The organism is Oleomonas cavernae (assembly GCF_003590945.1).
GTDB classification, from domain to species: domain Bacteria; phylum Pseudomonadota; class Alphaproteobacteria; order Zavarziniales; family Zavarziniaceae; genus Zavarzinia; species Zavarzinia cavernae.
Genome location: NZ_QYUK01000011.1, coordinates 3,981,260 through 4,007,741, shown reverse-complemented (window position 1 = coordinate 4,007,741; position 26,482 = coordinate 3,981,260). Strand labels below are relative to the sequence as shown.

Annotated in this window: 24 protein-coding genes and 1 pseudogene; 20 read left to right on the top strand and 5 right to left on the bottom strand. The window is 67.4% G+C overall.

Annotation, left to right across the window (positions count from 1 at the left end; translation table 11 throughout):
• Window positions 1-4: 4 nt before the first annotated feature.
• Both ubiB and ubiE read right to left on the bottom strand, forming a co-directional pair.
• Entirely contained in the window at window positions 5-1,567 is a 1,563-nt protein-coding gene (ubiB, locus tag D3874_RS23210; protein ID WP_119781505.1) for a 2-polyprenylphenol 6-hydroxylase, read from the bottom strand.
• Between the two features lie 3 nt (window positions 1,568-1,570).
• Window positions 1,571-2,338 (bottom strand): bifunctional demethylmenaquinone methyltransferase/2-methoxy-6-polyprenyl-1,4-benzoquinol methylase UbiE, encoded by a 768-nt coding sequence (gene ubiE / locus D3874_RS23205; RefSeq protein ID WP_199699228.1) that lies wholly within the window; start codon window positions 2,336-2,338, stop codon window positions 1,571-1,573.
• Window positions 2,339-2,498: 160 nt separating this feature from the next.
• Between ubiE and D3874_RS23200 the strand changes: the two genes are divergently transcribed.
• A complete protein-coding gene (locus D3874_RS23200; protein WP_119781501.1) occupies window positions 2,499-3,695 on the top strand; it encodes a methyl acetate hydrolase AcmB in 1,197 nt (398 codons plus the stop codon).
• Between the two features lie 4 nt (window positions 3,696-3,699).
• Here D3874_RS23200 and cynS read toward each other — a convergent pair whose 3' ends face one another.
• On the bottom strand, window positions 3,700-4,185 hold the full coding sequence (cynS, locus tag D3874_RS23195; RefSeq protein ID WP_119781499.1) for a cyanase: 486 nt from the start codon (window positions 4,183-4,185) through the stop codon (window positions 3,700-3,702).
• Between the two features lie 162 nt (window positions 4,186-4,347).
• Here cynS and D3874_RS23190 point away from each other — a divergent pair, with 162 nt between their 5' ends.
• The 7 genes from D3874_RS23190 to dnaA all read left to right on the top strand — a co-directional run bounded on the left by D3874_RS23190 (window position 4,348) and on the right by dnaA (window position 11,538).
• Window positions 4,348-6,234, top strand: a complete 1,887-nt coding sequence (locus D3874_RS23190; RefSeq protein WP_233560114.1) for a sigma 54-interacting transcriptional regulator — start codon at window positions 4,348-4,350, stop codon at window positions 6,232-6,234.
• A gap of 32 nt (window positions 6,235-6,266) precedes the next feature.
• Window positions 6,267-7,094, top strand: coding sequence for a bifunctional DNA-formamidopyrimidine glycosylase/DNA-(apurinic or apyrimidinic site) lyase (mutM, locus tag D3874_RS23185; protein WP_119781496.1), 828 nt, complete (start codon window positions 6,267-6,269; stop codon window positions 7,092-7,094).
• Between the two features lie 16 nt (window positions 7,095-7,110).
• Complete coding sequence (locus D3874_RS23180; protein WP_119781494.1) at window positions 7,111-7,506, top strand: hypothetical protein; 396 nt, start codon at window positions 7,111-7,113, stop codon at window positions 7,504-7,506.
• Window positions 7,507-7,552: 46 nt separating this feature from the next.
• Entirely contained in the window at window positions 7,553-8,329 is a 777-nt protein-coding gene (locus tag D3874_RS23175) for an enoyl-CoA hydratase (RefSeq protein WP_119781492.1), read from the top strand.
• A gap of 402 nt (window positions 8,330-8,731) precedes the next feature.
• The gene (gene rpsT, locus D3874_RS23170; RefSeq protein ID WP_119781490.1) at window positions 8,732-9,001 is read left to right on the top strand and encodes a 30S ribosomal protein S20; all 270 of its coding nucleotides are present in this window, start codon (window positions 8,732-8,734) and stop codon (window positions 8,999-9,001) included.
• A 486-nt stretch (window positions 9,002-9,487) separates the two neighbouring features.
• Window positions 9,488-9,919 (top strand): rhodanese-like domain-containing protein, encoded by a 432-nt coding sequence (locus tag D3874_RS23165; protein ID WP_119782452.1) that lies wholly within the window; start codon window positions 9,488-9,490, stop codon window positions 9,917-9,919.
• 98 nt (window positions 9,920-10,017) lie between these two features.
• Window positions 10,018-11,538 carry a chromosomal replication initiator protein DnaA gene (gene dnaA, locus D3874_RS23160; RefSeq protein ID WP_119781488.1) on the top strand — a complete coding sequence of 507 codons (1,521 nt, stop codon included), beginning with the start codon at window positions 10,018-10,020 and terminating at the stop codon, window positions 11,536-11,538.
• A gap of 44 nt (window positions 11,539-11,582) precedes the next feature.
• On the opposite strand, the gene D3874_RS23155 is transcribed toward dnaA, so the two are convergent.
• Entirely contained in the window at window positions 11,583-14,291 is a 2,709-nt protein-coding gene (locus D3874_RS23155; protein WP_158596186.1) for a calcium-binding protein, read from the bottom strand.
• Between the two features lie 365 nt (window positions 14,292-14,656).
• Between D3874_RS23155 and dnaN the strand changes: the two genes are divergently transcribed.
• From dnaN to D3874_RS23120, 8 genes are all read left to right on the top strand, one after another.
• Window positions 14,657-15,778, top strand: a complete 1,122-nt coding sequence (gene dnaN / locus D3874_RS23150) for a DNA polymerase III subunit beta (RefSeq protein ID WP_119781485.1) — start codon at window positions 14,657-14,659, stop codon at window positions 15,776-15,778.
• Window positions 15,779-15,951: 173 nt separating this feature from the next.
• Window positions 15,952-16,431, top strand: coding sequence for an AAA family ATPase (locus D3874_RS30825; protein ID WP_233560112.1), 480 nt, complete (start codon window positions 15,952-15,954; stop codon window positions 16,429-16,431).
• Window positions 16,431-17,018, top strand: coding sequence for a DNA replication/repair protein RecF (locus D3874_RS30820; RefSeq protein WP_233560111.1), 588 nt, complete (start codon window positions 16,431-16,433; stop codon window positions 17,016-17,018). Before D3874_RS30825 ends, D3874_RS30820 begins: the two co-directional genes overlap by 1 nt.
• Before the next feature lie 102 nt (window positions 17,019-17,120).
• Entirely contained in the window at window positions 17,121-19,565 is a 2,445-nt protein-coding gene (gene gyrB, locus D3874_RS23140; protein WP_119781483.1) for a DNA topoisomerase (ATP-hydrolyzing) subunit B, read from the top strand.
• Between the two features lie 158 nt (window positions 19,566-19,723).
• Complete coding sequence (locus D3874_RS23135) at window positions 19,724-20,017, top strand: type II toxin-antitoxin system ParD family antitoxin (RefSeq protein ID WP_119781481.1); 294 nt, start codon at window positions 19,724-19,726, stop codon at window positions 20,015-20,017.
• A 2-nt stretch (window positions 20,018-20,019) separates the two neighbouring features.
• Window positions 20,020-20,391, top strand: a complete 372-nt coding sequence (locus tag D3874_RS23130) for a type II toxin-antitoxin system RelE/ParE family toxin (RefSeq protein ID WP_119781479.1) — start codon at window positions 20,020-20,022, stop codon at window positions 20,389-20,391.
• Between the two features lie 290 nt (window positions 20,392-20,681).
• Window positions 20,682-20,891, top strand: a complete 210-nt coding sequence (locus D3874_RS23125; RefSeq protein ID WP_119782451.1) for a ribbon-helix-helix domain-containing protein — start codon at window positions 20,682-20,684, stop codon at window positions 20,889-20,891.
• On the top strand, window positions 20,888-21,154 hold the full coding sequence (locus D3874_RS23120) for a hypothetical protein (protein ID WP_119781478.1): 267 nt from the start codon (window positions 20,888-20,890) through the stop codon (window positions 21,152-21,154). Before D3874_RS23125 ends, D3874_RS23120 begins: the two co-directional genes overlap by 4 nt.
• A 14-nt stretch (window positions 21,155-21,168) precedes the next feature.
• Here D3874_RS23120 and D3874_RS23115 read toward each other — a convergent pair whose 3' ends face one another.
• Entirely contained in the window at window positions 21,169-21,879 is a 711-nt protein-coding gene (locus tag D3874_RS23115) for a GntR family transcriptional regulator (RefSeq protein WP_119781476.1), read from the bottom strand.
• A gap of 240 nt (window positions 21,880-22,119) precedes the next feature.
• Between D3874_RS23115 and D3874_RS23110 the strand changes: the two are divergent.
• From D3874_RS23110 to htpX, 4 genes and pseudogenes are all read left to right on the top strand, one after another.
• Window positions 22,120-23,563: pseudogene (locus D3874_RS23110) on the top strand (gamma-glutamyltransferase family protein).
• A gap of 106 nt (window positions 23,564-23,669) precedes the next feature.
• A complete protein-coding gene (locus D3874_RS23105; protein ID WP_119781475.1) occupies window positions 23,670-24,497 on the top strand; it encodes an aldo/keto reductase in 828 nt (275 codons plus the stop codon).
• 1 nt (window position 24,498) lies between these two features.
• Window positions 24,499-25,479 carry an aldo/keto reductase gene (locus D3874_RS23100; protein WP_119781473.1) on the top strand — a complete coding sequence of 327 codons (981 nt, stop codon included), beginning with the start codon at window positions 24,499-24,501 and terminating at the stop codon, window positions 25,477-25,479.
• Between the two features lie 131 nt (window positions 25,480-25,610).
• On the top strand, window positions 25,611-26,480 hold the full coding sequence (gene htpX, locus D3874_RS23095; protein WP_199699227.1) for a zinc metalloprotease HtpX: 870 nt from the start codon (window positions 25,611-25,613) through the stop codon (window positions 26,478-26,480).
• Window positions 26,481-26,482 lie beyond the last annotated feature (2 nt).

The window sequence follows — 26,482 nt, the reverse complement described above, 5'->3', positions numbered from 1 at the left end:
CCCGTCAGGTCAGCGCGATCACGACCACGGCGGCGGCGAGCGCGATCACCGCCCACCACAGGCGGCGCTGGGCCTTGGCCTGGCCGTCGGCGATCGCCTTGGCGGTTTCCGGGTGCAGGCGCAGGCCGCTCTCGGTGATCTGGCCGCCCAGTTTTTCCAGCTTGTCGAGCATGGCGGGCAGGCGGCGCATCAGGCCGGCGGCGCCTTCGGCCGCGTCCATCAGGCGGTGCTCGGGCGAGAAGGTCGAGACCATCCAGCGTTCGACCACCGGCCGCGCCACTTCCCAGATGTTCATGGTGGGGTCGAGCATGCCGCCCACACCCTCGACCACCACCATGGTCTTTTGCAGCAGCAGGAGGTCGGGCTGGGTTTCCATGGCGAAGGTGTCGGTCACCAGGAACAACTGCTGCAACAGCCGGGCGATCGAGATGTCGCGGGTGGCGCGGCCCAGGATCGGCTCGCCGATCGAGCGCAGGGCCTGGGAAAACAGCTCGACCGACTTGGTCGGCGGCAGGATGCCCGCCTCGGCATGGACCCGGGCGACGCGCATGTAGTCGGCGGTGATGAAGCCGAACAGGGTCTCGGCCATGAAGCGGCGCATAGGCTTGCCCAGGCGGCCCATGATGCCGAAATCGACCGCGACGATGGTGCCGTTCTCGACCACGAACAGGTTGCCCTGGTGCAGGTCGGCGTGAAAGAAGCCGTTGCCCAGCGCCTGGTCGAGGAAACTCTGCATCAGCCGGGTCGCCAGCACCTTGGGATCGTGGCCGGCGGCGACCAGGGCCTCGCGGTCGCCGATGGGAATGCCGCGCACCCGGTCGACGGTCAGGACCCGCCTTGCGGTGCGCGTCCAGTCGACCGCCGGCACGGTGACGCCGCCTTCGGCGTTCAGGGTCAGGCCGAGTTCGGAGGCGGCGGCCGCCTCCAGGCGCAGGTCCATCTCCAGGAACGAGACATCGGACAGGATGCGGACGATTTCGCGCGGGCGCAGGCGCTTCAGCGGTGCCACATAGCGCTCGGCCAGGTCGGCGGCCCAGGCCAGGGCATCGAGGTCGCGGCGGAAGGCGATCTCGATGCCCGGCCGCAGCACCTTGACGGCCACTTCGCGGCCTTCGTGGGTTACGCCGAAATGGACCTGGGCGATCGAGGCGGCGGCGACGGGGACCTCGTCGATCGAGGCGAAGGCCTCGCCGATCGGGCGCATCAGCTCGTATTCGATGATCTGGCGGGCTTCGCTGGCCGGGAAGGGTGGCACCCGGTCCTGCAATTGCATCAGGGCGCGGGCGACCTGGTCGCCGACCAGGTCGGGCCGGGCGGCCAGGCTCTGGCCCAGCTTGATATAGGTGGGGCCCAAGCTGCCCAGGGCCACGGCCAGGCGTTCGCCCTGGCTCTTGCCCTCCAGTTCGGGATGGCCGCGGCTGAACAGGCGGATGGAGAGCAGCTTGCGCCCGACCCGGGCCGAGAGCGGCAGTTCTTCCGTCAGTTCGGCCGGAAACAGCGCGTCATGGACGGCCAGCCGGCGGGCGACGCGGAACAGGCGCAGGGCATGACGCAGGGCTTTGAACATCGGCTACAGGCGCCAGCCGGAATGCAGGGCGGCGACGCCGCCGGTCAGGTTGCGGACCTGGACGCGCTCGAACCCCGCCTCGGCGATCATTTTGGCAAACGTGTCCTGATCGGGGAAGCGGCGGATGCTTTCGACCAGGTACTGGTAGGCATCGGCGTTGCCGGTGACCAGCTTGCCGATGCGCGGGATCGCCTTGAAGGAATATTCCTCATAGATCTGGTCGAGGCCGGGGATCACCACCTTGGAGAATTCCAGGCAGATGAAGCGGCCGCCCGGCTTCAGCACTCGGCGCATCTCTTTCAGCGCCAGGGGGATGCGGGTCACGTTGCGGATGCCGAAGGCGATGGTGACGTAGTCGACCGAGCGGTCCTTGACCGGCAGCTTCTCGGCATCGCCGACGGCCCAGCCGATGTTGAGGCGGCCCTGGTCGATGGCGCGGTCGCGGCCCACCAACTCCATTTCGGCATTGATGTCGACCACAGTCACCCGGGCATCCGGCCCGGTCCGGTCCAGGAAGCGGCAGGCGATGTCGCCGGTGCCGCCCGCCACGTCCAGCAGGTGGGTGCCCTTGGCCGGGTTCATCCAGTCGATCAGCGCCGCCTTCCACAGCCGGTGTACGCCGCCCGACATCAGGTCGTTCATGATGTCATAGCGCTTGGCCACGGCATCGAAGACGCCGCGCACCCGGCGCGCCTTGTCGGCCTCGGCCACGGTCTCGAAGCCGAAATGGGTGACCTTCTCGGCCGAATTGATCGCGTCGTCCTGTGTCATGGCGCGAACCATAGCGTCCCGGCGCGGGCCTCGCCAGCGTTGCGCGGCGGCTCTTCAGCGGCCTTTCGGCGCAAGGCCCGCGCCCCACCCATTCGAGGGTGCGCGCGCGGCCCGGCGCGGCTAAGCTGCCGCCATAACAAGAAGTAGCGGAGGAAGCTTGATGAACAGCGGTTTCAAGACGACGGCCGACGCCATCCTGGCGCAATCGGTCCAGGGCACCCCGGCGATCCCCGGGATCGTCGCCATGCTCACCGACGCCCAGGGCACCACCTACGAGGGGGCGGCGGGCGTGCGGGTGCTGGGCAGCAATCAGCCGATGACCACCGACACGGTGTTTGCCATCTTCTCGTGCTCGAAGGCGATCACGGGGACGGCGGTGCTGCAACTGGTCGAGGAGGGGCGCCTGGACCTCGACGCCCCGGCCAGCCGCTATGCCCCCGAAATCGCCAAGGTCAAGGTGCTGGAAGGCCTGGACGCCGATGGCCGGCCGCGCCTGCGGGCACCCCGGCGCGAGATCACCACCCGCATGCTGATGCTGCACACCGCGGGCTTCGGCTACGAATTCTCGAACCAGCGCCTGTTCGACGAGGCGGCGGCCACCGGCCGGGCCAGCATCATCGGCTGCACCCGCCTGTCGCTGCAATCGCACCTGATCGCCGATCCGGGCGAGCAGTGGGAATACGGCATGAACATCGACTGGTGCGGCCAGGTGGTCGAAGGGATCACCGGCCAGCGTCTGGGCCAGGTCATGAAGGAGCGGATCTTCGAGCCGCTGGGCATGGCCGACACCGGCTTCACCCTGACGCCGTCGATGCGCCAGCGCCTGGCCCTGGTGCACCAGCGCGGGGCCGACGGCTCGCTGGCGCCGATCCCCGAGCCGCTGCTGCCGGCCGATCCGGAAGTCGACATGGGTGGCCACGGCCTCTATGCGACCGTCGGCGACTATTGCCGCTTCATCCGCATGTGGCTGAACGACGGGGCCGGTCCCAACGGCCGGGTGCTGAAGCCCGAGACGGTCAGGATGGCCGAGGGCAACGGCCTGGGCGAACTCAAGCTGCGGGAATTGCCCAGCGTGATGCCGGAGATGGCGCTGGAGATCCAGTTCCTGCCCGGCCAGACCATGTCCTGGGCCTACAGCTTCATGCTGAACGACCAGCCGATGCCGACCGGGCGTCCCGCCAACACCCTCGCCTGGTCGGGCATCGCCAATCTCTACTACTGGATCGACCGGCAGAACGGCATCGGCGGCTTCTATGCCTCCCAGGTCCTGCCTTACGGCGACATGCCGTCGCTGATGGCCTATGCCCAGTTCGAGATGGCGGCCTATGCGGCCCTGGCGAACCGGGCCGCGGCTTGAGCGCTCAGTCCTCCTTGTAGCCGTAGGCCGGGGAATTGCCCGTGGCACCGTAGTATTTGTAGGGCAGGAACTTGCCCGACATGGTCATCTTGACCCGGTCGCCACGGGGATCCGGCAGACGCTCCATCTCGAAATCGAAGTCGATCGCCGACATGATGCCGTCGCCGAATTCTTCCTGGATCAGTTCCTTCCAGGTGGTGCCGTAGACCATCACCAGCTCGTAGAAACGGTAGATCAGCGGATCCGTGGGCGGGGCCTGGAATGAGCCGCGATAGGGCACCTCGTTCAGCATCCGCTCCTCGCCCAGGGAAAGCTCGAACAGCTTGGCCGCCTCGGTCGCCTGGGCCTTGGTCAGCTTCATCTGGCCCAGCAGGGCCGCGGTGATCAGCACGGGGGAATGGCCGCCGATCGCCTCGGCGATGGATTTCCAGGTCCAGCCCTTCTCGCGCTTGATGTCCAGGATCTTCTCGGTCAGGTCTTCACGCTTCATGGGATCACCCTCTGTTCTACCCTGCCACTTCAAGCGCAAGGGCCGTGCCAGAAGGGGAAAGCGCGGCATCGTCGCGGCTTTCCGGGCGATTTGCCCCTGGCCGGCCATCACGAAATATCGTAAGTTACGAAATATCGTTTCCTGATGACGAAATTTCGTGAAATGGGCCAGAGTCAACTTGCCGCGCTCGCCCTGCAGGCCAGCCCCGAGCCCCTGCTGATGGTCGATCCCTTCGCCGATCTTGTGGTGGAGGCCAACCCGGCGGCCTGCCGCCTGCTGGGGCTGGCGCCGGGCGGCGACACCCGCTTTTCCGCCCTTCACCCCGGCCAGATGCCGGCCCTGATCGTCTTCACCCAGGCCGCCCTGGCCAAGGGGTTCTGGTGGACCCGCAACCTGACCCCGCGCAGCGCCGAGGGCCGTGCGGTGCGCCTGGAATATGCCGGCACCAGGATCGATACCGCCGAGGGCCCGTTGATGCTGGTCGGCCTGACCGACCTCGACGAGCGGCGGCGGCGCGACACCGATGCCGATGCCCAGTTCTATATGCAGGGCGGCATCGCCGAATGGCAGCGGGTGGCCCGTTTCTTCCGGGATCTGGAGCGCGAGAACCAGCTCATCCTGCGGGCGGTAGGCGAGGGCATCTACGGCGTGAACGCCGAAGGCACCACGACCTTCGTCAACCCGGCGGCCGAGCGCATGCTGGGCTGGTCGGCGGAGGAACTGGTGGGCACCGACATGCACGCGACGGTGCACCACCATCACGCCGACGGCTCGCTCTACCCGCAGGGTGACTGCCCGATCTATGCGGCCTTCCGCGACGGCGCCGTGCACCAGGTGGCCAACGAGGTGTTCTGGCGCCGCGACGGCCGCCCCCTGTGGGTCGAGTACACCAGCACGCCGATCCGCGACCGCGGCGAGGTGGTGGGGGCCGTGGTCGTCTTCCGCGACATCGGCCAGCGGCGCGAGGCGGAGGAGCGCCTGCGCGCCGCCCACGACGAGGTCGATGCCCTGCACAAGCGGCTGGAACTGGAGAATGCCTATCTTCAGGAAGAGATCCGGCGGGAGGGCAACCACCGCGGCATCATCGGCACCAGCGCCCAGATCCAGACCATCCTGCGCCAGGTCGAGCTGGTGGCGCCCACCGACGCCTCGGTCCTGATCACCGGCGAATCGGGGACCGGCAAGGAGTTGATCGCGCGCGCCATCCACCAGGCCAGCGACCGCTCGGCCCGGCCGCTGATCCGGGTCAACTGCGCGGCGATCCCGCGCGAGCTGTTCGAGAGCGAATTCTTCGGCCACAGCCGCGGCGCCTTCACCGGCGCCCTGCGCGACCGCATCGGCCGCTTCGAGCTGGCCGGCGGCGGCACCATCTTCCTGGACGAGGTGGGCGAGATCCCCCTCGACCTCCAGGGCAAGCTGCTGCGGGTGCTCCAGGAGGGCCAGTTCGAGCGGGTCGGCGAGGCGCGCACGCGCGCCGTCGACGTGCGGGTGATCGCCGCCACCAACCGCGACCTCGAAGCCGAGGTGAAGCGCGGCCGCTTCCGCCGCGACCTCTTCTTCCGGCTGAACGTCTTCCCGATCCATTCCGTGCCGCTGCGCGAACGGCCCGAGGATATTCCGCTGCTGGCGCTGCACTTCCTGGACCGGCCGGGCCGCAAGGCGGGGGCGGGCAAGCTGACCCTGAGCCAGGGCGACGTGCGCCGGCTGTGCCGCTACGACTGGCCGGGCAACGTCCGCGAGCTGGAGAATGTCATCGAGCGCGGCGTGATCCTGGCGCGCGACGGCCGCCTGCGCCTGGACCTGCCCGGCGACGGCACCCCGAAGGTCGAGGTTGCGACGGCACCGCTGGGGGAGGCGGCGCCGATTCTGACGGAGGAGGACCGCCGGGCACGCGACGAGGCCAGCCTGGTCGGCGCCTTGCGGGCCGCCGGCGGCAAGGTTTCCGGGCCCGGCGGGGCGGCCGAGCGGCTGGGCATCAAGCCCACCACCCTGGCCTCGCGCCTCAAGACCCTGGGCATCCGGCCCACGGCCTATCGCGTGAGGGGCTGACGGGGCGTTCGGGTTGTGGCTATGCTCGCGCCATGCCCGAACTGCCCGAAGTCGAAACCGTTTGCCGCGGCCTCGCCCGCGCGCTGGAAGGCCGGCGCCTGACACAGGTCGAGGTGCGCCGGCCCGACCTGCGCCTGCCCTTTCCCGAGCGCTTCGCCGAACGCCTGACCGGGCGGCGGATCGTGACCATCAGGCGGCGGGCCAAGTATCTGCTGATCGAACTGGACGACGGCGCGGTGGTGATCGGCCACCTGGGCATGTCGGGGCGGATGCATGTGGGCGCCGGCGATTGGCCGGAAGCCGGCACCCACGACCATCTGCGCCTGAAGGCCGAGGGCGGGGTCTGGGTGGTGTTCAACGACCATCGCCGCTTCGGCCTGATGGTGATGGACCACCGCGACACGCTGGACGCCCATCCCCTGCTGAAGGACATCGGGCCCGAGCCCTTGGGCAACAGCTTCGACGGGGCGACCCTGTCGGCGGCCCTGGCCGGGCGCCGGACGCCGATCAAGGCCGCGCTGCTGGACCAGAAGGTGGTCGCGGGCCTGGGCAACATCTATGTCTCGGAGGCCCTGTTCCGGGCGAAAATATCCCCTGTCCGCGAGGCGGCGAGCGTGGCGGGGGCGCGGGCCGAGCGGCTGGTGCCGCAGATCCGCGCCGTGCTGACCGAGGCGATCGAGGCCGGTGGCTCCACCCTGCGGGACTATGTCCAGTCGGACGGCGAGCTGGGCTATTTCCAGCATGCCTTCCGGGTCTATGACCGGGACGGCGAGCCTTGCCTGAGTTGCCGGTCGGGCATCATCAAGCGCATCGTCCAGTCCAACCGCTCCACCTATTATTGTTCACGGTGCCAAAGATAGGGCTATCATGCCGCCCATGAGACGCTTGCTGCCGACCGCTGCCGCGCTGCTGGGATTGTGGGGCCTGGTTCTGCCCGCCCTGGCGACGACCCGGTTCCTGACCGGGTCCGAGGATGTGCCCCTGATGGAGGGGCTCGCCGAAGTGCCCGACACCCGCATCGTCTTCGACACGCCCGGCGGGCGTATCGTGGACGTCGATACCGCCGGCCCGGTCTCGGCCGACGACGTGGCGCGGTTCTATCGCGAGAGCCTGCCGGCCCTGGGCTGGAAGCTCGACCAGCCGGCCGACGACGGCGCCGACAAATATGTCTTCCGCCGGGCGACCGAGATCCTGGTCATCACCCTGCATGGCCAGGGCGATGGCGACGGGGCCCTGGGCGTACGCTTCAACTTGCGTCCGCACGCGCTTTAGGCGACACCCCTCCCGGACCACCCAATCGATCGTACCGGAGCGCGTCATGGCCTATGCCACCATCCTGACCGAAAGCCGCGGGCCTGTCGGCCTGATCACCTTGAACCGGCCCCAGGCGCTGAACGCCCTGAACGCCGAACTGCTGGGCGAATTGTGCACGGCGCTCGAGGCCTATGACGCCGACGAGGCCATCGGCTGCATCGTCGTCACCGGCAGCGCCAAGGCCTTTGCCGCCGGCGCCGACATCAAGGAGATGGCGCCCCAGTCCTACATGGACATGTTCAAGGCCGATTTCTTTGCCCAGCCGCACGACCGCATCGTCGCGATCAAAAAGCCGATCATCGCGGCGGTGGCCGGCTATGCCCTGGGCGGCGGCTGCGAGATCGCCATGCTGTGCGACTTCATCCTGGCGGCCGATACCGCCAAGTTCGGCCAGCCCGAGATCAATCTGGGCGTCATCCCCGGCATCGGCGGCTCGCAGCGCCTGACCCGCTTCGTCGGCAAGTCCAAGGCCATGGAGATGTGCCTGACCGGCCGCATGATGGATGCGGCGGAAGCCGAGCGTGCCGGCCTGGTCAGCCGCATCGTGCCCGCTGCCGACCTGGTGGACGAGGCGATCAAGGTGGCCACGGCGATCGCCGAGAAATCGCAGCCGATCGTCGCCATGGCCAAGCAGGCGGTGAACCGCGCCTACGAGGGCACGCTCGCCGAAGGCGTGCTGTTCGAGCGCCGGCTGTTCCACTCGACCTTCGCGACCGAGGACCAGAAGGAAGGCATGGCCGCCTTCGTGGAGAAGCGCAAACCGGTGTTCAAGCAGAAGTAGTAAGCCCTCAAGCGCCGGGCGCGCGCCTCAGCGCGCTTGGCTCGCTCCGCTAAAGCTCCGCGGGGCCTCAATGGCCCAGGGGGGGAAAGCCCTCTCCGCCCTTTGGGGGAGAGGGTTGGGTGAGGTGGGTCAAGGGCGTAGAGCGCGCCCTTCCCCGACCCACCACCTCACCCTCCCGTCGCTTGCGCGCCGGGCCCCTCCCTCTCCCCCGCAAGCGGCGGAGAGGGAATGGAAGGCGCCATTGGGCCATTGAGGCCCCGCGGCGCTTTAGCGAAGCGAGCCAAGGCCGCGGCCGCCGCCGCCCGGCGTTTGAGGGACTCTAATCATTGACCTCTCTTCCCCTTGGTGATATCCCTCCGCCCTCGTTTTCTAAAGTTATCCACACTCGTAGGTCTCAAGAACATGGCGAATACGGAATCAGCGAAGAAGCGCGTGCGCGTGACCGAGCGGCGTACCGCGGTCAATCGCAACCGCGTCTCGCGCATCCGCACCTTCATCAAGAAGGTCGAGACGGCGCTGGAGAGCGGTGATGCGGCGGCGGCCAAGGCGGCTTTCGCGGCGGCCGAGCCCGAGATCGCGCGCGGCGTTTCCAAGGGCGTGCTGCCCAAGAACACCGCTTCGCGCAAGGTCTCCCGGCTGTCGGCCCGGGTCAAGGCGCTCGCCGCCCGCTAAGGTTAGGCCAAGGGGCCGCTGGCCGGCCCCTTCTTCCAGCGAACATCGTGGGGCCCCAAGTCCCGAGCAAACGGCCCGCCTGTCGGCGGGCCGTCGATTTTTTTGCTGTCCGAGTGCAAAAATCAGGCAGGCCGGGATTCGCGGTAACCGAGTAGCGCGAGTCGGAATCTTGGTCGTTCGTGCTTCGGTCTCGTTGCCTCCGCCCGGCCCCGTTGTTATTGTGTGGGTCCCCGCATGGCAGGCGGGGACGAATACTCGAAGGGGAAGTAATCGCGGGACGTGCTCGTCTAATAGTCAAGACAAGTGCGCGCTGATTACTTGCGTGTTTAGGTATTCGGGGCGAAGCAACCGAAGTTGCAGTTGAGGGCTGCTTGTGTGCCCGAAATGGGCGGGCGGCCCTTGCCGATCGAATTCCAGGCGATGTCGGCGCATGACGCGCGGCAGGCCGGGGTGGGGTCGCGCCGTGTGAAGGAGAGGAGTGGAGTCGTGGCGGATTACGCGGGTGACATCACCCCCGACGATGCGTGGCGCATCCTTGGCCAGGACTCCGGGGCCGTGCTTGTCGATGTCCGTTCCGCGGCGGAATGGAGCTTCGTCGGCGTGCCGGATCTGGGCGGCCTCGGCAAGAAGCCGGCGCTGGTCGCCTGGGCTCATTTCCCCGGCATGACGGCCAACGGCAATTTCCTGGCAGAGCTCGAGGCGGTCTTGAGCGGGGCGGGTCACCACCCCGGGTCGCCGATCCTGTTTCTGTGCCGCTCGGGTGCCCGGTCCAGGTCGGCGGCGCTGGCCGTGACCAAGGCGGGTCTGGCACCGGCATACAATATCACCGGCGGTTTCGAGGGCGATCTCGACGGCAGCCGGCACCGGGGCGCGGTCGGCGGCTGGAAGGCCGCGGGACTGCCCTGGCAGCAGAGCTGAAGCGGCAACGCGCTTCGTTGAGGTCAGTACAAGTCGACGGGGGCGGTTGTTCGCCTTCAGCCGGCGGCGGTATCGGCAGGGGTCGGGGTCTGTCACGGATGTTTACCAATCAACAATTCGAGGCGGCGTGGACGGCGGTCAAGAAACGCCTCCGGCTGGAACTCGGTGACAACACGTTCCAAAGCTGGATCCGGCCGCTGGGCCTGATCGAGATGCGGGCGTCTGGCACCGTGGTCCTGGGCGTGCCGACCACCTTCATGCGCGACTATGTGCGCAGCCATTTTGCCGACCGCCTGGTCGCCCTGTGGCGGGTCGAGGCGCCGGTGGTGGCCCAGGTCGATTTCATCGTCCAGCCGCGCATGGCCGCCGCGGCGGCAGTGGCCGGCAACGGGGTCGATGCGGTCGTGCCGGACCCGGCCCCGGCCGCCGTGATCGGCGGCGCTACCGCGGCCAAGGCGACCGCCTATAATGCACCGGTCGGCGGCTATGGCTCCCGCACCGCGCCGGCGATCGGTTTTGCCCAAGGCGACGGGGCGGCGGCCCGCGCGCCCGCGACGGCGGGCGCGGCGAGCGCGGCAGCGAGCGACCGCGAGGTCGGCGCGCCGCTCGACCCGCGCTTCACCTTCGATAATTTCGTCGTCGGCAAGTCCAACGAGCTGGCGCATGCCGCCGCCCGCCGCGTGGCCGAGGGCGACGCGGTCAAGTTCAACCCGCTGTTCCTCTATGGCGGCGTCGGCTTGGGCAAGACCCACCTGATGCATGGCATCGCCTGGGCGATCCGCGAGCGCCAGCCGCATCGCCGGGTGATCTATCTCTCGGCCGAGAAGTTCATGTACCAGTTCATCCGGGCCCTGCGCTTCAAGGACACCATGGTGTTCAAGGAGCAGTTCCGTTCGGTCGACGTCCTGATGATCGACGACGTGCAGTTCATCTCAGGGAAAGATTCGACCCAGGAAGAGTTCTTCCATACCTTCAACGCCCTGGTCGACCACAACCGCCAGGTGATCATTTCGGCCGATCGCTCACCGACCGACCTCGAAGGCATCGAGGAACGCATCCGGTCCCGCCTGGGCTGGGGTCTGGTCGCCGACATCCACCCGACCGACTACGAGCTGCGCCTAGGCATCCTGGACCAGAAGATCGAAAGCCTGGGCCAGAGCGAAGTGCCCAAGCGCGTGGTCGAGTTCCTGGCGCACCGCATCACCTCCAATGTCCGCGAGCTGGAAGGCGCGCTCAACCGCGTCGTCGCCTATGCCGAACTGGTGGGCCGGCCGATCACCATCGACATGGCCCAGGAGGTTCTGCAGGACCTGCTGCGGGCCAACGACCGCCGGGTGACGATCGAGGACATCCAGCGCAAGGTCGCCGACTATTACAGCGTGCGCATGAACGACATGCTGTCGGCCCGGCGGGCGCGCGTGGTGGCCCGGCCGCGCCAGGTGGCGATGTACCTGGCCAAGCAGCTGACCTCGCGCTCCCTGCCCGAAATCGGCCGCAAGTTCGGCGGCCGCGACCACACCACGGTGATCCATGCCGTGCGCAAGATCGAAGAACTCTGCGCCGCCGACACCACCTTCCACGAGGAAATCGACAGCCTGCGCCGCGCGCTGGAGGTGTAACGTGTAGCATCCGGCCGCGAGAAGCGGCCGGACGCCGTGCGTGATCAGGCGAAGAGGAAGTCGCTGGCCTCGATCGTGTCGAGGGGCATGGTGTTCAGCAGCAGCGTGGTGCTCTGGCCCAGATTGACCCGCACGCCACCCGTATAGTTCTCGGTCACGCTGAAGCCGGCGGCGACCATTTCGTCGAAAGTGTGATAGCCCAGGGCGCTGACGTCGAACGTGTCGATGCCATCTTCAAAGTCGGTAATGACGCAGACCTTCTTGGCCTTGAACACGAAACGGTCGGCGCCGTCGCCACCGGTGACGCGCCACGTGTTGTCATTGTAGATTACATCGTCGCCGCCACCGCCATCGATGGTCGACTGGTTGGCGCCGGCATAGATGATGTCGTCGCCGGCGCCGCCATAGACGCTGGTGGCGGTTTTGCGCGGAAAGGCACCTGCAGGTGTGCGCAGGTCGAGCGTGGTCGCCTCGTCGGCGAAGTGTACCGACAACATGTAGGCAAAATCCGACGTGCCGAAGTCCAAGACACCGCCGTCCTTGAGATAGACGTTGTGCGCGCTGAAATTGGCGAGTCTCTCTGCGTCCTCGATCGAAATCCTGATATCGGTGCCGCGGAGCGTCTCGATGTTGAGCAGCGTGACGCCGTCCAAGTTCACGTCGAGGATCTCGCCCTCGCGTTGGGGCTCGAATGTGAGCTGATCGTCTCCGGCGCCGCCATCATAGATTTCGCCCGAGACAACGTCCCGAGCCTTGACGATCAGAACGTCGTTGCCGTCGCTGCCATAGACCATGTCCTTGCCGCGACCGCCGGTCAGATAGTTTATGTAACTGTCCCCGGCATGGAGGATGTCGTTGCCTTTGCCGCCGTCGAGATATTCGTAGGCGGCGGTGAGTCCGTCTCCGCCCGTCAGTACGTCGTCGCCAGCGCCGCCGTTGATCCACAGGTTGTAGTATCGGGGGGTGCCGACTTCGATCTGGCGCAGGTCAAGCACCGTGTCCTGGTCCGACAGATAGAGGTACATGAGCCCGGGAAGGGAAGCGATCCCCGTCAGGTCCAGCGTGCCGCCGTCGGTGAGATGGATCTCATGGGCGTCGACCACGGCGAAGGACTTCAACATGGCGAACGACATGGCCAGCGCGCCGCCGTTACTGACCGCCTTCTCGATGCCGGTGAGCGCCAGTTGGCTCAGATCGAGGCGGCCCGGGCCGGAGAAGACAATGGCGTCGGAACCGTTGCCGCCGTCGTAGATTTCGCCGCCGGCGACATCCGCCGTGGAAGTGATGACAAGCTGGTCGTTGCCGTCGCCGCCAAAGACCAGATCCTGGCCCAGGCCACCGGTCAGCTTGTCGTTTCCGACCCCGCCTTCCAGGCGGTCGTTGCCGGCCGCCCCGTCGAGCCCGTCGTTGCCCGCCTCGCCCAGCAGCCTGTTGTCGCCCGCGCTGCCAAGGATCGTGTTGTTCCCGGCGTTACCCTGGCCCCGGACACCGCCGGTCAGGGTGAGATTTTCGAAGCCGTCCAGCAGCGTATAGTCGAATCCCGAAATCACGATATCGGTGCCGCCGCCGTTCTCCTCGCTGACCGAGTCCCGTCGCACATTGGCGGGGTCGAGGTAGTAGGTATCGTTGCCGAGACCGCCCTTCAGCACATCGATGCCGGCACCGCCGATCAGGATATCGTTGCCGGCACCGCCTTCGAGCGTGTCGTTGCCGTCGCCGCCGTCCAGCGTGTCGTTGCCCGCCTCGCCCAGCAGCGTGTTGGCCGACCTGTTGCCGGTTATGCTGTTGCCGAGGTTGTTGCCCTGGCCCCGGATGCCGGCGCGCAGGGTCAGATTCTCGAACCCGCCGATCAGCGTGTAGTCGAAGGCCGCGACCACCGTGTCGATGCCGTCGGCGCCCGCTTCGCTCACCGTGTCGGCGTTGTCGCCGGCGTCCAGGTAGTAGGTGTCGTTGCCCAGGCCGCCCTGCAGCATATCCACACCCCGGCCGCCGGTGAGACTGTCGGCGCCGTTGCCGCCCAGCAGGGTGTCGTCACCGTCGCCGCCCTGGAGCGTATCGTTGCCGCTGGCGCCGTCGATCTTGTTGCCGCCGGCATTGCCGATGATCGTGTTGCCGAGGCTGTTGCCGCTGCCGGAGAAGCCGGCGCTGCCCTTCAAAGTCAGATTCTCGAAGCCGCTGCCCAGTCTCCAGTTGAGATAGGCGAGAACGGTATCGGTGCCGGTCGTGTCGATGACGACGTCCCGCGCGCTGTCGACGACATAGGTATCGTCGCCGGCACCGCCCTCGAGCCGATCGTCACCCGTGCCGCCGTCGAGGCGGTCGTTGCCGGCGCCACCGATCAGATAATCCTCGCTGCCGAGGCCATAAAGCTCGGCGCCGTCGTCGTGGGCCACGAGGACGTTGATCTGATCGTTGCCGAAACCCTTCTGCCCGGCATAGAGGAGGAGGCCCTCGACATTGGTCGGCAGCGTGTAGTCGTGGAAGGCGGCGACGGTGTCGATACCGCCGTCCGCCGTCTCGACGATCGTGTCCGCGCTGTCGTCGTCGATCACATAGCCATCGTCGCCGTTGCCGCCGACCAGACGATCGACCCCGGCGCCGCCGCCCAGAATGTCGTCGCCTTCGCCGCCCTCGAGCGTGTCGTCGCCGGCATCGCCGTAGATTTCGTCGTCACCGGCGAAGCCGTTGATGACGTCGGCCTCTGTCGTGCCATCCAGCACGTCCGCGTTACTGGTGCCGTTGATATTGGCCAAGACCGCTACTCCATCGATGGTAAGCGCGAGCGCGCTGCCATGGCGCTGCGCCGCCACAGTGCTTGGCGACTGGCGGAAATTCAATCAAAAAGGGTATTCTGCGGCCTTGCGCCAGCCGGTGGCCGAATCACCTGCGCGGAAGCCTGTCCGCCGGGGTCCTGGAAAGCTTCGGCCGGGCGGCGAATAGTGACGCCAAATCAATATGTTGCCGAGGGTTAAAAAGCGCTGGCGCCCCCCATACCTTTTGCTACTCTCTAGCACCGTGTCACCGCCCTGCGCGGTGCGCGGTCGGCGTGACAGCCACGCCGGTTCCGCCCTCCTGATCCTCCTTCACCGGATCACGACCGACGCATCGAGAACGACGTATGCAGCTCATCATCGAACGCGGCGCCCTTCTGCGCACCCTCGGCCACATCCACAGCGTCGTCGAACGGCGGAATACCATACCCATCCTCTCGAACGTCCTGATCGAGGCGCGAGACGGCCACCTGCACCTGACCGCGACCGACCTGGACCTCGCCATCGTCGAAAGCGTGCCCGCCAACATCATCCAGGGCGGGGCCACCACCGCCTCGGCCCACACCCTGTTCGACATCGTGCGCAAGTTGCCCGAGGGCACCGATGTCGAGCTGATCTACAAGTCGGAGGACAGCGGCCGCATGAGCCTGTCGGCCGGGCGCTCGCGCTTCCAGTTGCAGTGCCTGCCGCGCGAGGACTTCCCCGTGATCGCCGACGGCGGCATGCCCCATTCCTTCGCCCTCTCGGCCGATGCCCTGCGCAACCTGATCGACAAGACCCGATTCGCCATCTCGACGGAAGAGACGCGGTACTACCTCAACGGCATCTATCTCCACGCGGCGGACTCCTCGGGCGTCGCCGTGCTGCGCGGGGTGGCCACCGACGGCCACCGCCTGGCCCGCTTCGAGGTGCCGCTGCCCGACGGCGCCGCCGGCATCCCCGGCGCGATCGTGCCGCGCAAGACCGTGAACGAGGTGCGCAAGCTGATCGAGGAGACCGAGGGCGACGTCTCGATCGCTTTGTCCGACACCAAGATCCGTTTCGCCTTCGACGACGTGGTGCTGACGTCCAAACTGATCGACGGCAGCTTCCCGGAATATTCCCGCGTCATCCCGACCCAGAACGACAAGCTGCTGGAAGTCGATCCCAAGCTGTTCGCCGCCGCGGTCGACCGCGTCTCGACCATCTCGACCGACAAGACCCGCGCGGTGAAGCTGATCCTCGACCAGGACCGCATCACCCTGTCGGTGACCAGCCCCGACAACGGCAGCGCGGTCGAGGAGGTGGCGGCCAGCTATCGCTCCGGCCCGATGGAGATCGGCTTCAACGCCAAGTACCTGCTGGATATCACCCAGCAGATCGAATCCGATGTGATCCGCCTGGTGCTGGCGGATTCGCTGGCGCCCACCCTGGTGCGCGACCAGGGCGACGATGCCACGCTCTACGTCCTGATGCCGATGCGCGTTTGATGTCATTTGCCCTCTCCGCCGTTTACGGGGGAGAGGGAGGGGACCCGCGACAGCGGGGAGGGTGAGGTGGTTGCGCAGGAATTGCGCCGGCGGTGATTCCCTCCTCACCCCACCCTCTCCTCCGAGGAGGAGAGGGCTTTGACCGTGAAAGGTGGCGACGATTGGCCTTGGCCATGACCATTGCGAGCGAAGACGAACCGGATCGCGCAGCCCTGCCGGCGGCGCGCCATGTCCAGCGCCTGGTCGTGACCGATTTTCGCTGCTACGGCCGGGCCGAGCTGCTGTTCGATGGCCGGCCGGTGGTGCTGTCGGGGCCCAATGGCGCGGGCAAGACCAACCTGCTGGAAGGCCTGTCCATGCTCTCGCCCGGGCGCGGCCTGCGCCATGCCAGGAGCGCCGAGATCGCCCGACGGGACGGGGCAGGCGGCTGGGCCGTGGCGGCGGCGGTTGTGGGCGAGGGGCTGGCGGCACCGCTCGAGATCGGCACGGCGACCGTTCCCGGCAGCGAGCGGCGCCAGGTCAAGCGTGACGGCGCCCAGGTCACCCAGGCCAGCTTGGCGCGCGAGCTGTCGATCCTGTGGCTGACGCCGACCATGGACCGGCTGTGGACCGAGGGCGCGGCCCCCGCCGGCGCTTCCTGGACCGCCTGGTGATGGCACGCCATGCCGCCCATGCCGAGGCCCACGTCGCCTATGACAAGGCCCGGGAGGAGCGGTTGAGGCTGTTGACCCAGGGCCCGCGCGACAGCCAGTGGCTGGACGCGCTGGAAGAGCGGCTGGGCCGGGAAGGCGCGGCGATCGCGGCAGCGAGGCGGGCGACGGTGGCGGATCTCAACGCGGCGATGGCCGCGGTCGAGACGCCGTTTCCCCGCGCCCACCTGGCCCTGACCGGCGAGGTCGAGGGCTGGGCGGGCGAGGAAGCCGCCGTGGCCGGCCGCCTGCGCGCCGCCTTGTCGGCCGCGCGGCCGCGCGACGGCGAGGCCGGTGCCCAGACCATCGGCCCCCACCGCGGCGACCTGGGCACCACCCATGTCGCCAAGGACCAGCCGGCGGGGCAGTGTTCGACGGGGGAGCAGAAGGCCCTGCTGCTCTCGATCGTGCTGGCCCAGGCGGCGCTGGTGGCGCGGGCGGACGGCCGCGCGCCCCTGCTGCTGCTGGACGAGGCGGCGGCGCATCTCGATCCCGGCCGCCGGGCGGCCCTCTACGACCTGATCTCGCGCGCCGGGGCCAGGTGTTCCTGACCGGCACCGAGCGGTCGCTGTTCGATGGCCTGACGGCCCAGTTCTTCGATGTCCGCGACGGCCAAGTCGCGGCGGCATCGTAACAGATAAGGTAACGACACCATGACCACTAACGAGTCCCATCGCCGCGATACGGTCGAAGGTGCCCAGAACTACGGCGCCGACGCGATCCAGGTGCTGAAAGGCTTGGACGCGGTGCGCAAGCGCCCGGGCATGTATATCGGCGACACCGACGACGGCTCGGGCCTGCACCACATGGTCTACGAGGTGGTGGACAATGCCATCGACGAGGCCCTGGCCGGCTATTGCGACCGGGTGCTGGTGGTGCTCAATGCCGACGGCTCGGTCACGGTCGAGGACAACGGCCGCGGCGTGCCGACCCAGATCCATGAATCCGAGGGCGTTTCGGCGGCCGAGGTGATCATGACCCAGCTCCACGCTGGCGGCAAATTCAACCAGGATACCTATAAGGTTTCAGGCGGCCTGCACGGCGTGGGCGTGTCGGTGGTGAATGCCCTGTCGGCCTGGCTGGACCTGCGCATCTGGCGCGGCGGCAAGGAACACTACATGCGCTTCCAGCACGGCGTGCCGGTGGCGCCGCTGGCCGTGGTCGGCCCGTCGGAGGGCAAGACCGGCACCCAGGTGACCTTCCTGCCGTCGACCCTGACCTTCACCCAGGTCGAGTTCGACTACGACACGCTGGAACACCGCCTGCGCGAGCTGGCGTTCCTGAATTCCGGCGCCCGCGTGGTGCTGGAAGACCGCCGCCATGTCGAGGTGAAGACGGCCGACCTCTATTACGAGGGCGGGGTCGAGGCCTTCGTGCGTTACCTCGACCGTAACAAGAAGTCGCTGATCGATCCGCCCATCGTCATCCGCGGCGAGAAGGACGGCATCATTCTCGAAGTCGCCATGCAGTGGAACGATAGCTATCACGAGAACGTGCTCTGCTTCACCAACAACATCCCGCAGCGCGACGGCGGCACCCACCTGGCCGGCTTTCGCGGCGCGCTGACCCGCACGGTCAACGCCTATGCCAATGAATCGGGCATCGCCAAGAAGGAGAAGGTCGCCCTGACCGGCGACGATGCGCGCGAGGGCCTCACCTGCGTGCTCTCGGTCAAGGTGCCGGATCCCAAGTTCTCCAGCCAGACCAAGGACAAGCTGGTCTCGTCCGAGGTTCGCCCGGTGGTCGAGAGCCTGGTGAACGAGAAGCTGCAGCAATGGTTCGAGGAGCACCCCGGCCCGGCCAAGATCCTGGTCGGCAAGGTGGTCGAGGCGGCGATGGCACGCGAGGCGGCACGCAAGGCCCGCGAGATGACCCGGCGCAAGGGCGCCTACGACGTCTCCAACCTGCCGGGCAAGCTGGCGGATTGCCAGGAGCGCGACCCGGCCAAGTCGGAACTGTTCATCGTCGAGGGTGACTCGGCCGGCGGCTCGGCCAAGCAGGGACGCAACCGCGCCAACCAGGCGGTGCTGCCGCTGCGCGGCAAGATCCTGAACGTGGAGCGCGCGCGCTTCGACAAGATGCTGTCCAGCCAGGAAATCGGCACCCTGATCACGGCGCTGGGCACCGGCATCGGGCGCGACGACTTCAACATCGAGAAGGCGCGCTACCACCGCATCATCATCATGACCGACGCCGACGTGGACGGCGCCCATATCCGCACCCTGCTGCTGACCTTCTTCTACCGCCAGATGCCCGAGCTGATCGAGAAGGGTTACCTCTATATCGCCCAGCCGCCGCTCTACAAGATCAAGCGCGGCCAGTCCGAAGTGTACCTGAAGGACGAGCGGGCCCTGGAGGACAACCTGATCGACGTCGGCCTCGACGGCGCCGTGCTGCGCCTGGGCGACGGCACCCAGCTTGCGGGTAACGACCTGCGTGCCCTGCTGCAACAGGCCCGCCAGGTGCGCACCCTGCTCGGCGCGTCCAGCCGGCGCTATTGGCTGCCGCTGGTCGAACAGGCGGCGATCGCCGGCCTGCTGAACCCCACGGTCCTGGCCGATCCCGACCGCACGGCCCAGGCCGCCGCCACCCTGGCGGCGCGCCTGGACAGCCACGCCGTCGATATCGAGCGCGGCTGGAAGGGCGAACTGGGCCTCGACGGTGCCCTGGTGGTGGCGCGGGAAGTGCGCGGGGTGCGCGAGGTCCATGCCCTGGACATGAGCCTGATGCGCTCGGCCGAGGCGATCCGCCTCGACGAGATGGCGCCGGACCTGGTCGCGACCTACGGCCGGACCGCTGTGCTGCTGCGCAAGGACGCGGAAACCCCGGTCACCAGCCCCACCGTGCTGCTCGACACCGTGCTGGCCAGCGGCCGCAAGGGCCTGACCATCCAGCGCTACAAAGGCCTGGGCGAAATGAATCCCGAACAGTTGTGGGAAACCACCCTGGACACCAATGCCCGCACCCTGCTGCAGGTGAAGGTAACCCACGGCGACACGGCCGACGAAATGTTCGCCCGCCTGATGGGCGACATCGTCGAGCCCCGCCGCGAATTCATCCAGGACAACGCCCTGGCCGTGGCCAACCTGGACGTGTGAGTACTGACGTCCTGGACCGTCAAGCAAATAGCTGGAAACTGCTGGCAAATCTGGGGTCCGTCTCACAAGACAGGTGTAGCGGCGCGGCAACTACCATTGGCATATTATGCCATGACTGCTATCCTGCGGCCGCGAAACCATCGTCCGAAGGCTCTGCCATGCCAACGCGCAACGTCGTCCTGACCGAACATCATGAAGAGGTCATCGACCGGCTGGTGAAGTCCGGCCGCTATCAAAATGCCAGCGAGGTCTTGCGCGAGGGCCTTCGCATGATCGAACAGCGTGAGGCTCGCGAGGCTGCGAAGCTGGAAGCTTTGCGGGAGGCGGCCCGGATCGGCTTTGCCGATCTGAAGGAAGGCCGCTTCGTCACTGTTTCGGGCGACACCTTGGAGGAGTATGTCGGCGGCCTCGGGCGTGAGGCCAAGGCGCGGGCGCGCAAGGCCGGCGCATAAAGGTGACGGCCAAATACCGCCTCTCGGCCGCGGCGCGGGAGGATATCGTCGAGCTTCTGGCCTGGACCGATGAACACTTCGGCGAACTGGCTCGTCTGCGTTACGAACGCCTGCTCGCGACGGCGCTGCGCGATGTCGCTGCCGACCCCGAACGGCCTGGAAGCATCAAGCGTCCGGATCTTGGCGAGCAGGTGCGCAGTTATCATCTGCGCCACAGTCGGGAGCGGGCGCGCCATGAAAGCGGCATCGTCCGCAATCCTAGGCACTTTCTGTTGTATCGGGCTGTGCGTTCGGGCGTGATCGGCGTCGGGCGCGTGCTTTACGATGCGATGGACCTCGAACGTCACCTGCCATCGGCCTATGGCGACGAATAGCCCTTTCACAACCCAAGACCGGTGGCGCCGAGCTCCGGGGTGGCGATGTCGCCGACCAGCCAATGGAGCGTGCCACGATCCGGATGGCGAACGAACCGCTCGGGCGAGCGTAGCTGCACCACTCAGTTGATGGGATGAGAAATGGTTTCTCATATTTGCTTTGCAGTCCAATATGCGGGCGCCTACAGGCATCACCCGGCGCCTGCCCCGGTTGCCTTAGGGCCGTTGCCGATTGAATGATGCGCCAAAAGAGTGTATAAAACACACCTAATTTGCGCAAGGAGTCGGTCATGAGCGTACGTTTCAATGTGGTCCTGTCAGATGACCTCAATCGCGAAATCGACAAAGCCGCGGCGGCAACCGAAACCAACAAGAGCGAGATTCTCCGCAAGGCGCTTCAGTTGTACTTGGCGGCCCGCGACGGCAAGCTGCGCGGTCTCAAGCTTGGCCTGGTCGAACCCGAGTCAGAGAAAATGCAGACCGAGATCGTCGGCCTGTGAGTACGATCGACCTGAACAGCCCGCCGCCGAACCACAAGTACAGCGTCTCGGTTGAACGGGAAGAGACCGCCGGCGGGCGTAATGTCCGCCTGTTCAAAGACGTGGCGTTGTTCCTGGTGGCGATTGCTTTCGTCACTTTGGTCGCGTGGTTGTGCTACAGCACCCTGTCGTCGAGCGCGGCGTCGGCCGAGGAAAAGAAGTGGGCGATATCTGTGCTTTCGGCCGCAACCGGCGGCATCATCGGCTACCTGGTGCGGAAGTAGCCCCGCGAGCGTTTTTAAATTCCGGCGCCGCGGCCGGGCGACCGGGTAATCATCCGGGTGACGTTCAGGGCGGTGGTGGCGACATGGGCGTGCATGGCGGCGCGGGCGTCCTGGGGGCGCTCTTCGAGGATGGCGGCCAGGATCTTCTCGTGTTCGGCCTGTGACGAGCGCAGGCGGTCGGTCTGGCGGAACTGCGCCTCGCGGTAGGGGGCGGTGCGCACGCGCAGGATCCGGGCGATCTCGCGCAGGCTGACATTGTGGGCCCCGTCGAATAGTGCCGAATGGAACTGCGTGTTCAGGCCGGCATAGGCGGCGGCATCGCCCCGGCGCACGAAATCGGCACCGTCGGCGACCAGTTGCGCCAGCGTGCGGCGCTCGACCGCGGTCATCCGCCGGGCGCTGTACTGGGCGCACAGCGCCTCGATCTCGCCCATGGTCTCGAACAGGTCGTCCAGGGCGGGCTGGTCCAGGCGGCGCACCATGAACGAGCGCCGGGTGCCGCGCTGGGCCAGGCCCGCGATGCTCAGGTGCTGCAAGGCCTCGCGCACCGGCGTGCGCGACACGCCGAAATGCTCCGCCAGCAATTGCTCGTTCAGGGCATCGCCCGGCCGCAAGTCGCCGTTCAGGATGCGGTCGACGATCGCTGCGTAGATGCGCTGCGCCGCACTGGGCCCCGCCTCGCCATCGGGTGCGGTCGGCCGGGAAGCGATGAAGGCGTCGGTCATTCGTATATTTCTGTTGCGACTTGTATACATATATCATCAGGATGCCGACACGGCGACCCTGAAACGGCGCCTGCCGTGTCGGTCGTCGAGGAGCCAGGATGAGGGATTTTTTTCCGTGAAGGCCGCGCGCCGACCCTGGCGCAGGAGGCCGTCATCGCGACGTCCCACCCGCTGTCGACAGCGGCCGGCCTGGAGATCCTGAGCGCGGGCGGTAATGCCGTCGACGCCGCCATCGCCGCGGTGGCCGTGCAATGCGTGGTCGACCCGCTGATGACCGGCATCGGCGGCGACTGCTTCGCCCTCTATGCCCCGGCGGGCGGCGAGGTCGTGGCACTCAACGGCAGTGGCCGGGCCCCGGCCGCCGCCTCGGTCGAAAAGCTGCTCTCCCTGGGGGTCGGCGAGATCACCCAGACCAGCGCCCATTCGGTGACCGTGCCCGCGCCGTCGCGGCCTGGGTCAAGCTGCACGGCGACTACGGCACGCTGCCGCTCGACCGCCTGTTCGCCCGGGCCATCGCCTATGCCGAGGACGGCTATCCGGTAACCCGCGGGTGGCCGACGACTGGGCACGCAATGCCGCACTCGTGGCCGGCGATGCCGGCGCCGCGCAGGTCTTCCTGCCGGGGGGACGGGCGCCCGCGGCCGGTGCCCGCCATGCCCAGCCCAGGCTGGGTGCGCGCCTGCGCGAAATCGCCCTGGATGGCGCCAAGGCCTTCTACCTGGGCGCCACGGCGCAATCCCTGGTCGGCCGCCTCAACAGCCTGGGCGGGCTGCACACGCTCGACGACTTTGCCGCGGCCCTCGACGGCGCCGATTATGTGACGCCGATCGCCACCAGCTACCGCGGCAACGAGGTGCTGGAATGCCCGCCCAACGGCCAGGGCCTGGCCGCCCTGATGATCCTGAACATGCTCGAAGGCTTCGACCTTTCGCCCGAGGTGGCCATGGCCGACCGGGTGCACCTGCATGCCGAGGCGACCAAGCTCGCCTATCTGCATCGGGATGCGCTGATCGGCGACCCGGCCAGCCTGCCCTATCCGGTCGAGACCCTGCTGTCGCCGTCGACCACCGCCGCCTTGCAGGCGCGCATCGATCCCACCCGTGCCCGGCCCCCCACCCTGTGGACCGAGCCCGAGCACAAGGACACAGTCTATCTGTGCGTGGTCGACCGCGACGGCAACGCGATCTCCTTCATCAATTCGATCTTCCACAGCTTCGGCTCCACCCGCCTGGACCCTGAGACCGGCATCCTGCTGCACAGCCGCGGCGCCTCGTTCCGGGTGATCGAAGGCCATCCCAACGCCATCGGCCCGCGCAAGCGCCCGATGCACACCATCATCCCCGGCATGGTGCGCCAGGCCGGCCGGGTGGTGATGCCCTTCGGCGTCATGGGCGGGCAATACCAGGCGGCCGGCCACGCGGCGTTCCTGTCCGGCGTCCTCGACCGCGGCCTGGACGTGCAGGCGGCGATCGATGCCCCGCGCAGCTTCGCCTTCAACGGCGTGCTGGAGATGGAGCCGAGCTTCGGCGCCGAGGTGCCCGCGGCGCTCAGCGCCCGGGGCCACCGGGTCTCGACCGCGGCGACCCCGCTGGGCGGCGCCCAGGCGATCTGGATCGACCACCGGGCCGGCGTGCTGTGGGCCGGCTCGGACCAGCGCAAGGACGGCTGCGCCTTGGGCTTTTGATGTCGGGGCCGTGCCCCGTCGTCATCGCTGGGTTGCAGCAACGACGGGCTGCGACCTGTCGCTGCCGCGGCCATACTTTCCCACCGCAAGCGCCAAGGGGACGAGCATGGCATTGACCCAACCCACGATTAAGCTCAACGACGGCCGGGCGATTCCACAGCTTGGCTTCGGTGTCTGGCAGGTCCCCAAGGACGGTGCCGCCGCCGCGGTGGGATCGGCAATCGCCGCCGGCTACCGCTCGATCGATACCGCCGCGATCTATGGTAACGAGGTTGGTGTCGGCGAGGCGATCAAGGCCTCGAGCGTGCCGCGCGACCAGCTCTTCGTCACCACCAAGCTGTGGAACGACCGCCACGACCACGACGTGGCGCTGAAGGCCTTCGACAGCAGCCTGGGGCGGTTGGGCCTCGGCTATGTCGACCTCTACCTGATCCATTGGCCGGTGCCCAGCGTCGGCGCCTATGTCCAGGCCTGGAAGGCCCTGATCAAGCTGCGCCAGGATGGCCGCGCCAAGTCGATCGGGGTCTCGAACTTCAATCCCGATCATCTCCAGCGCATCATCGATGAGACCGGGGTGGTGCCGGCGGTGAACCAGGTGGAACTGCACCCGCGCTTCCAGCAGCGCGGCCTTCGCCAGTTCCATGCCGAAAAGGGCATCGCCACGGAATCCTGGAGCCCGCTGGGCCAGGGCCAGTTCCTGGAGGATGCGGCCATCGGCGCGATCGCCCGGAAATACGGCAAGACGCCGGCCCAGGTCATCATCCGCTGGCACTTGGACAACGGCCTGATCGCGATCCCCAAATCGGTGACGCCGTCACGTATTGCCGAGAATTTGGCGGTGTTCGATTTCCACCTGGATGCCGACGATCTGGCGAAGATCGCCACCCTGGACGATGCCAAGGGCCGCATCGGCCCCAAGCCCGAGGCGTTCTGACATGGACTACGTGAAACTCGGCTCGACCGGCCTCGAGGTCTCGCGCCTGTGCCTGGGCTGCATGTCCTATGGCGTGCCCGAGCGCGGCAACCATGCCTGGACCCTGGACGAGGAAACCAGCCGCCCCTTCATCCGCAAGGCGCTGGACCTGGGCATCAATTTCTTCGATACGGCCAATGTCTATTCCGACGGCACCAGCGAGGAAATCGTCGGCCGGGCGCTGAAGGATTTCGCCCGGCGCGAGGAGGTGGTGATCGCCACCAAGGTCCACGGCCGCATGCGCAAGGGGCCCAACGGCGCCGGCCTGTCGCGCAAGGCGATCATGCACGAGATCGACGCCAGCCTGACGCGCCTGGGCACCGACTATGTCGACCTCTACCAGATCCACCGCTGGGACTACGAGGTTCCCATCGAGGAGACGCTGGAAGCCCTGCACGACGTGGTGAAGGCGGGCAAGGCGCTGCACATCGGCGCCTCGTCCATGCACGCCTGGCAGTTCGCCAGGGCGCTCTACACCGCCGACCTCTACGGCTGGACCCGCTTCGCCACCATGCAGAACTACGTCAACCTGCTCTACCGCGAGGAGGAGCGCGAAATGCTGCCCCTGTGCGCGGCGGAAGGCATCGGCGTGATGCCGTGGAGCCCGCTGGCCCGCGGCCGCCTGACCCGCGACTGGGACGAGACTTCCGCCCGCGCCGAGTCGGATTTCTTCGGCGCCAGCCTCTATGCCGCAACCGCGCAAGCCGACCGCAAGGTGGTGGAAAAGGTCGCCGAGATCGCCCTGGCGCGGGGCATTCCCCGGGCCCAGGTGGCCCTGGCCTGGGTCCTGCAGAAGGCGCCGATCACCAGCCCGATCGTCGGCGCCACCAAGCCCCGGCACCTCGACGATGCGGTCGCCGCCCTGTCGGTCAAGCTGACCGCCGACGAGGTCACGGCCCTGGAGGCGCCCTACGTGCCCCACGGGGTGGTAGGCTACGCCTGAATCCGAAGGCCGTCTTGCCCGGCACAGGGCCGGGCACCCAGGCCCTCCCGCTTGATCGTGGGGCGGGGCGGGCCCACATGTGTGCGGTCCGGCCGGTGCCGGCGCTGTTGCTTCAACCACGGGAGAGCACGTTGGCCTTCGCACGTACTGCTTTGCTGCTTGCCGCCCTGACCGGTCTGTTCCTGGCTGTCGGCTGGCTGATCGGTGGGCAGAGCGGCTTGGTGATCGCCTTCATGGTGGCGCTCGCCATGAATGTCTTCGCATATTGGAATTCGGACAAGATGGTCCTGCGCATGTACGGCGCCCGGGAAGTGGACGCCCGCGCGGCCCCGCGCCTGCATGCGATCGTGGCCCAACTGGCCGACAATGCCGGCCTGCCCATGCCGCGGGTCTATATCATCGACAATCCCCAGCCCAATGCCTTTGCGACCGGCCGCAACCCGGAAAACGCCGCGGTGGCGGCGACCACCGGCCTGCTGAACCTGCTGAGCGAGCAGGAAGTGGCGGGCGTGATGGCCCACGAACTGGCCCATGTGCGCAACCGCGACACCCTGACCATGACGGTGACGGCGACCATCGCCGGCGCCATCGGCATGCTGGCCAATTTTGCCCTGTTCTTCGGCGGCTCGTCCAACGACCGGGAAAATTCGCCCGGCCCCATCGTCGGCCTGGCTGTCGCCCTGCTGGCGCCTTTCGCCGCGGTGCTGGTGCAGATGGCGATTTCGCGCTCGCGCGAATATGAGGCCGACCGGATCGGGGCGGAGATCTGCGGCCGCCCGCTGTGGCTGGCCGCGGCCCTGGACAAGCTGCACCGGGGTGTCGAGCGGGTCGACAACGCCCAGGCGGAGGCCAATCCGGCGACCGCGCATCTGTTCATCGTCAATCCCCTGCACGGAAATGCTATGGATGGGCTCTTCACCACCCATCCGCGGATGGAAAACCGGATCGAGCGCCTGCGTCATATGGCGGTCGAGATGGGACAGGCAGGGCCTTGGACTTGACG

Bases quoted from the DNA above. Each gene is read 5' to 3' on its own strand.
- ubiB (WP_119781505.1), bottom strand. From the start codon at position 1,567: ATGTTCAAAGCCCTGCGTCATGCCCTGCGCCTGTTCCGCGTCGCCCGC.
- dnaA (WP_119781488.1), top strand. From the start codon at position 10,018: ATGTTTACCAATCAACAATTCGAGGCGGCGTGGACGGCGGTCAAGAAA.
- ubiE (WP_199699228.1), bottom strand. From the start codon at position 2,338: ATGACACAGGACGACGCGATCAATTCGGCCGAGAAGGTCACCCATTTC.
- dnaN (WP_119781485.1), top strand. From the start codon at position 14,657: ATGCAGCTCATCATCGAACGCGGCGCCCTTCTGCGCACCCTCGGCCAC.
- cynS (WP_119781499.1), bottom strand. From the start codon at position 4,185: ATGAAGCGTGAAGACCTGACCGAGAAGATCCTGGACATCAAGCGCGAG.
- D3874_RS23105 (WP_119781475.1), top strand. From the start codon at position 23,670: ATGGCATTGACCCAACCCACGATTAAGCTCAACGACGGCCGGGCGATT.
- D3874_RS23135 (WP_119781481.1), top strand. From the start codon at position 19,724: ATGCCAACGCGCAACGTCGTCCTGACCGAACATCATGAAGAGGTCATC.
- D3874_RS23115 (WP_119781476.1), bottom strand. From the start codon at position 21,879: ATGACCGACGCCTTCATCGCTTCCCGGCCGACCGCACCCGATGGCGAG.
- mutM (WP_119781496.1), top strand. From the start codon at position 6,267: ATGCCCGAACTGCCCGAAGTCGAAACCGTTTGCCGCGGCCTCGCCCGC.
- D3874_RS30825 (WP_233560112.1), top strand. From the start codon at position 15,952: ATGACCATTGCGAGCGAAGACGAACCGGATCGCGCAGCCCTGCCGGCG.
- D3874_RS30820 (WP_233560111.1), top strand. From the start codon at position 16,431: ATGGCACGCCATGCCGCCCATGCCGAGGCCCACGTCGCCTATGACAAG.
- D3874_RS23200 (WP_119781501.1), top strand. From the start codon at position 2,499: ATGAACAGCGGTTTCAAGACGACGGCCGACGCCATCCTGGCGCAATCG.
- rpsT (WP_119781490.1), top strand. From the start codon at position 8,732: ATGGCGAATACGGAATCAGCGAAGAAGCGCGTGCGCGTGACCGAGCGG.
- D3874_RS23190 (WP_233560114.1), top strand. From the start codon at position 4,348: ATGGGCCAGAGTCAACTTGCCGCGCTCGCCCTGCAGGCCAGCCCCGAG.
- D3874_RS23175 (WP_119781492.1), top strand. From the start codon at position 7,553: ATGGCCTATGCCACCATCCTGACCGAAAGCCGCGGGCCTGTCGGCCTG.
- D3874_RS23100 (WP_119781473.1), top strand. From the start codon at position 24,499: ATGGACTACGTGAAACTCGGCTCGACCGGCCTCGAGGTCTCGCGCCTG.
- D3874_RS23180 (WP_119781494.1), top strand. From the start codon at position 7,111: ATGAGACGCTTGCTGCCGACCGCTGCCGCGCTGCTGGGATTGTGGGGC.
- gyrB (WP_119781483.1), top strand. From the start codon at position 17,121: ATGACCACTAACGAGTCCCATCGCCGCGATACGGTCGAAGGTGCCCAG.
- D3874_RS23125 (WP_119782451.1), top strand. From the start codon at position 20,682: ATGAGCGTACGTTTCAATGTGGTCCTGTCAGATGACCTCAATCGCGAA.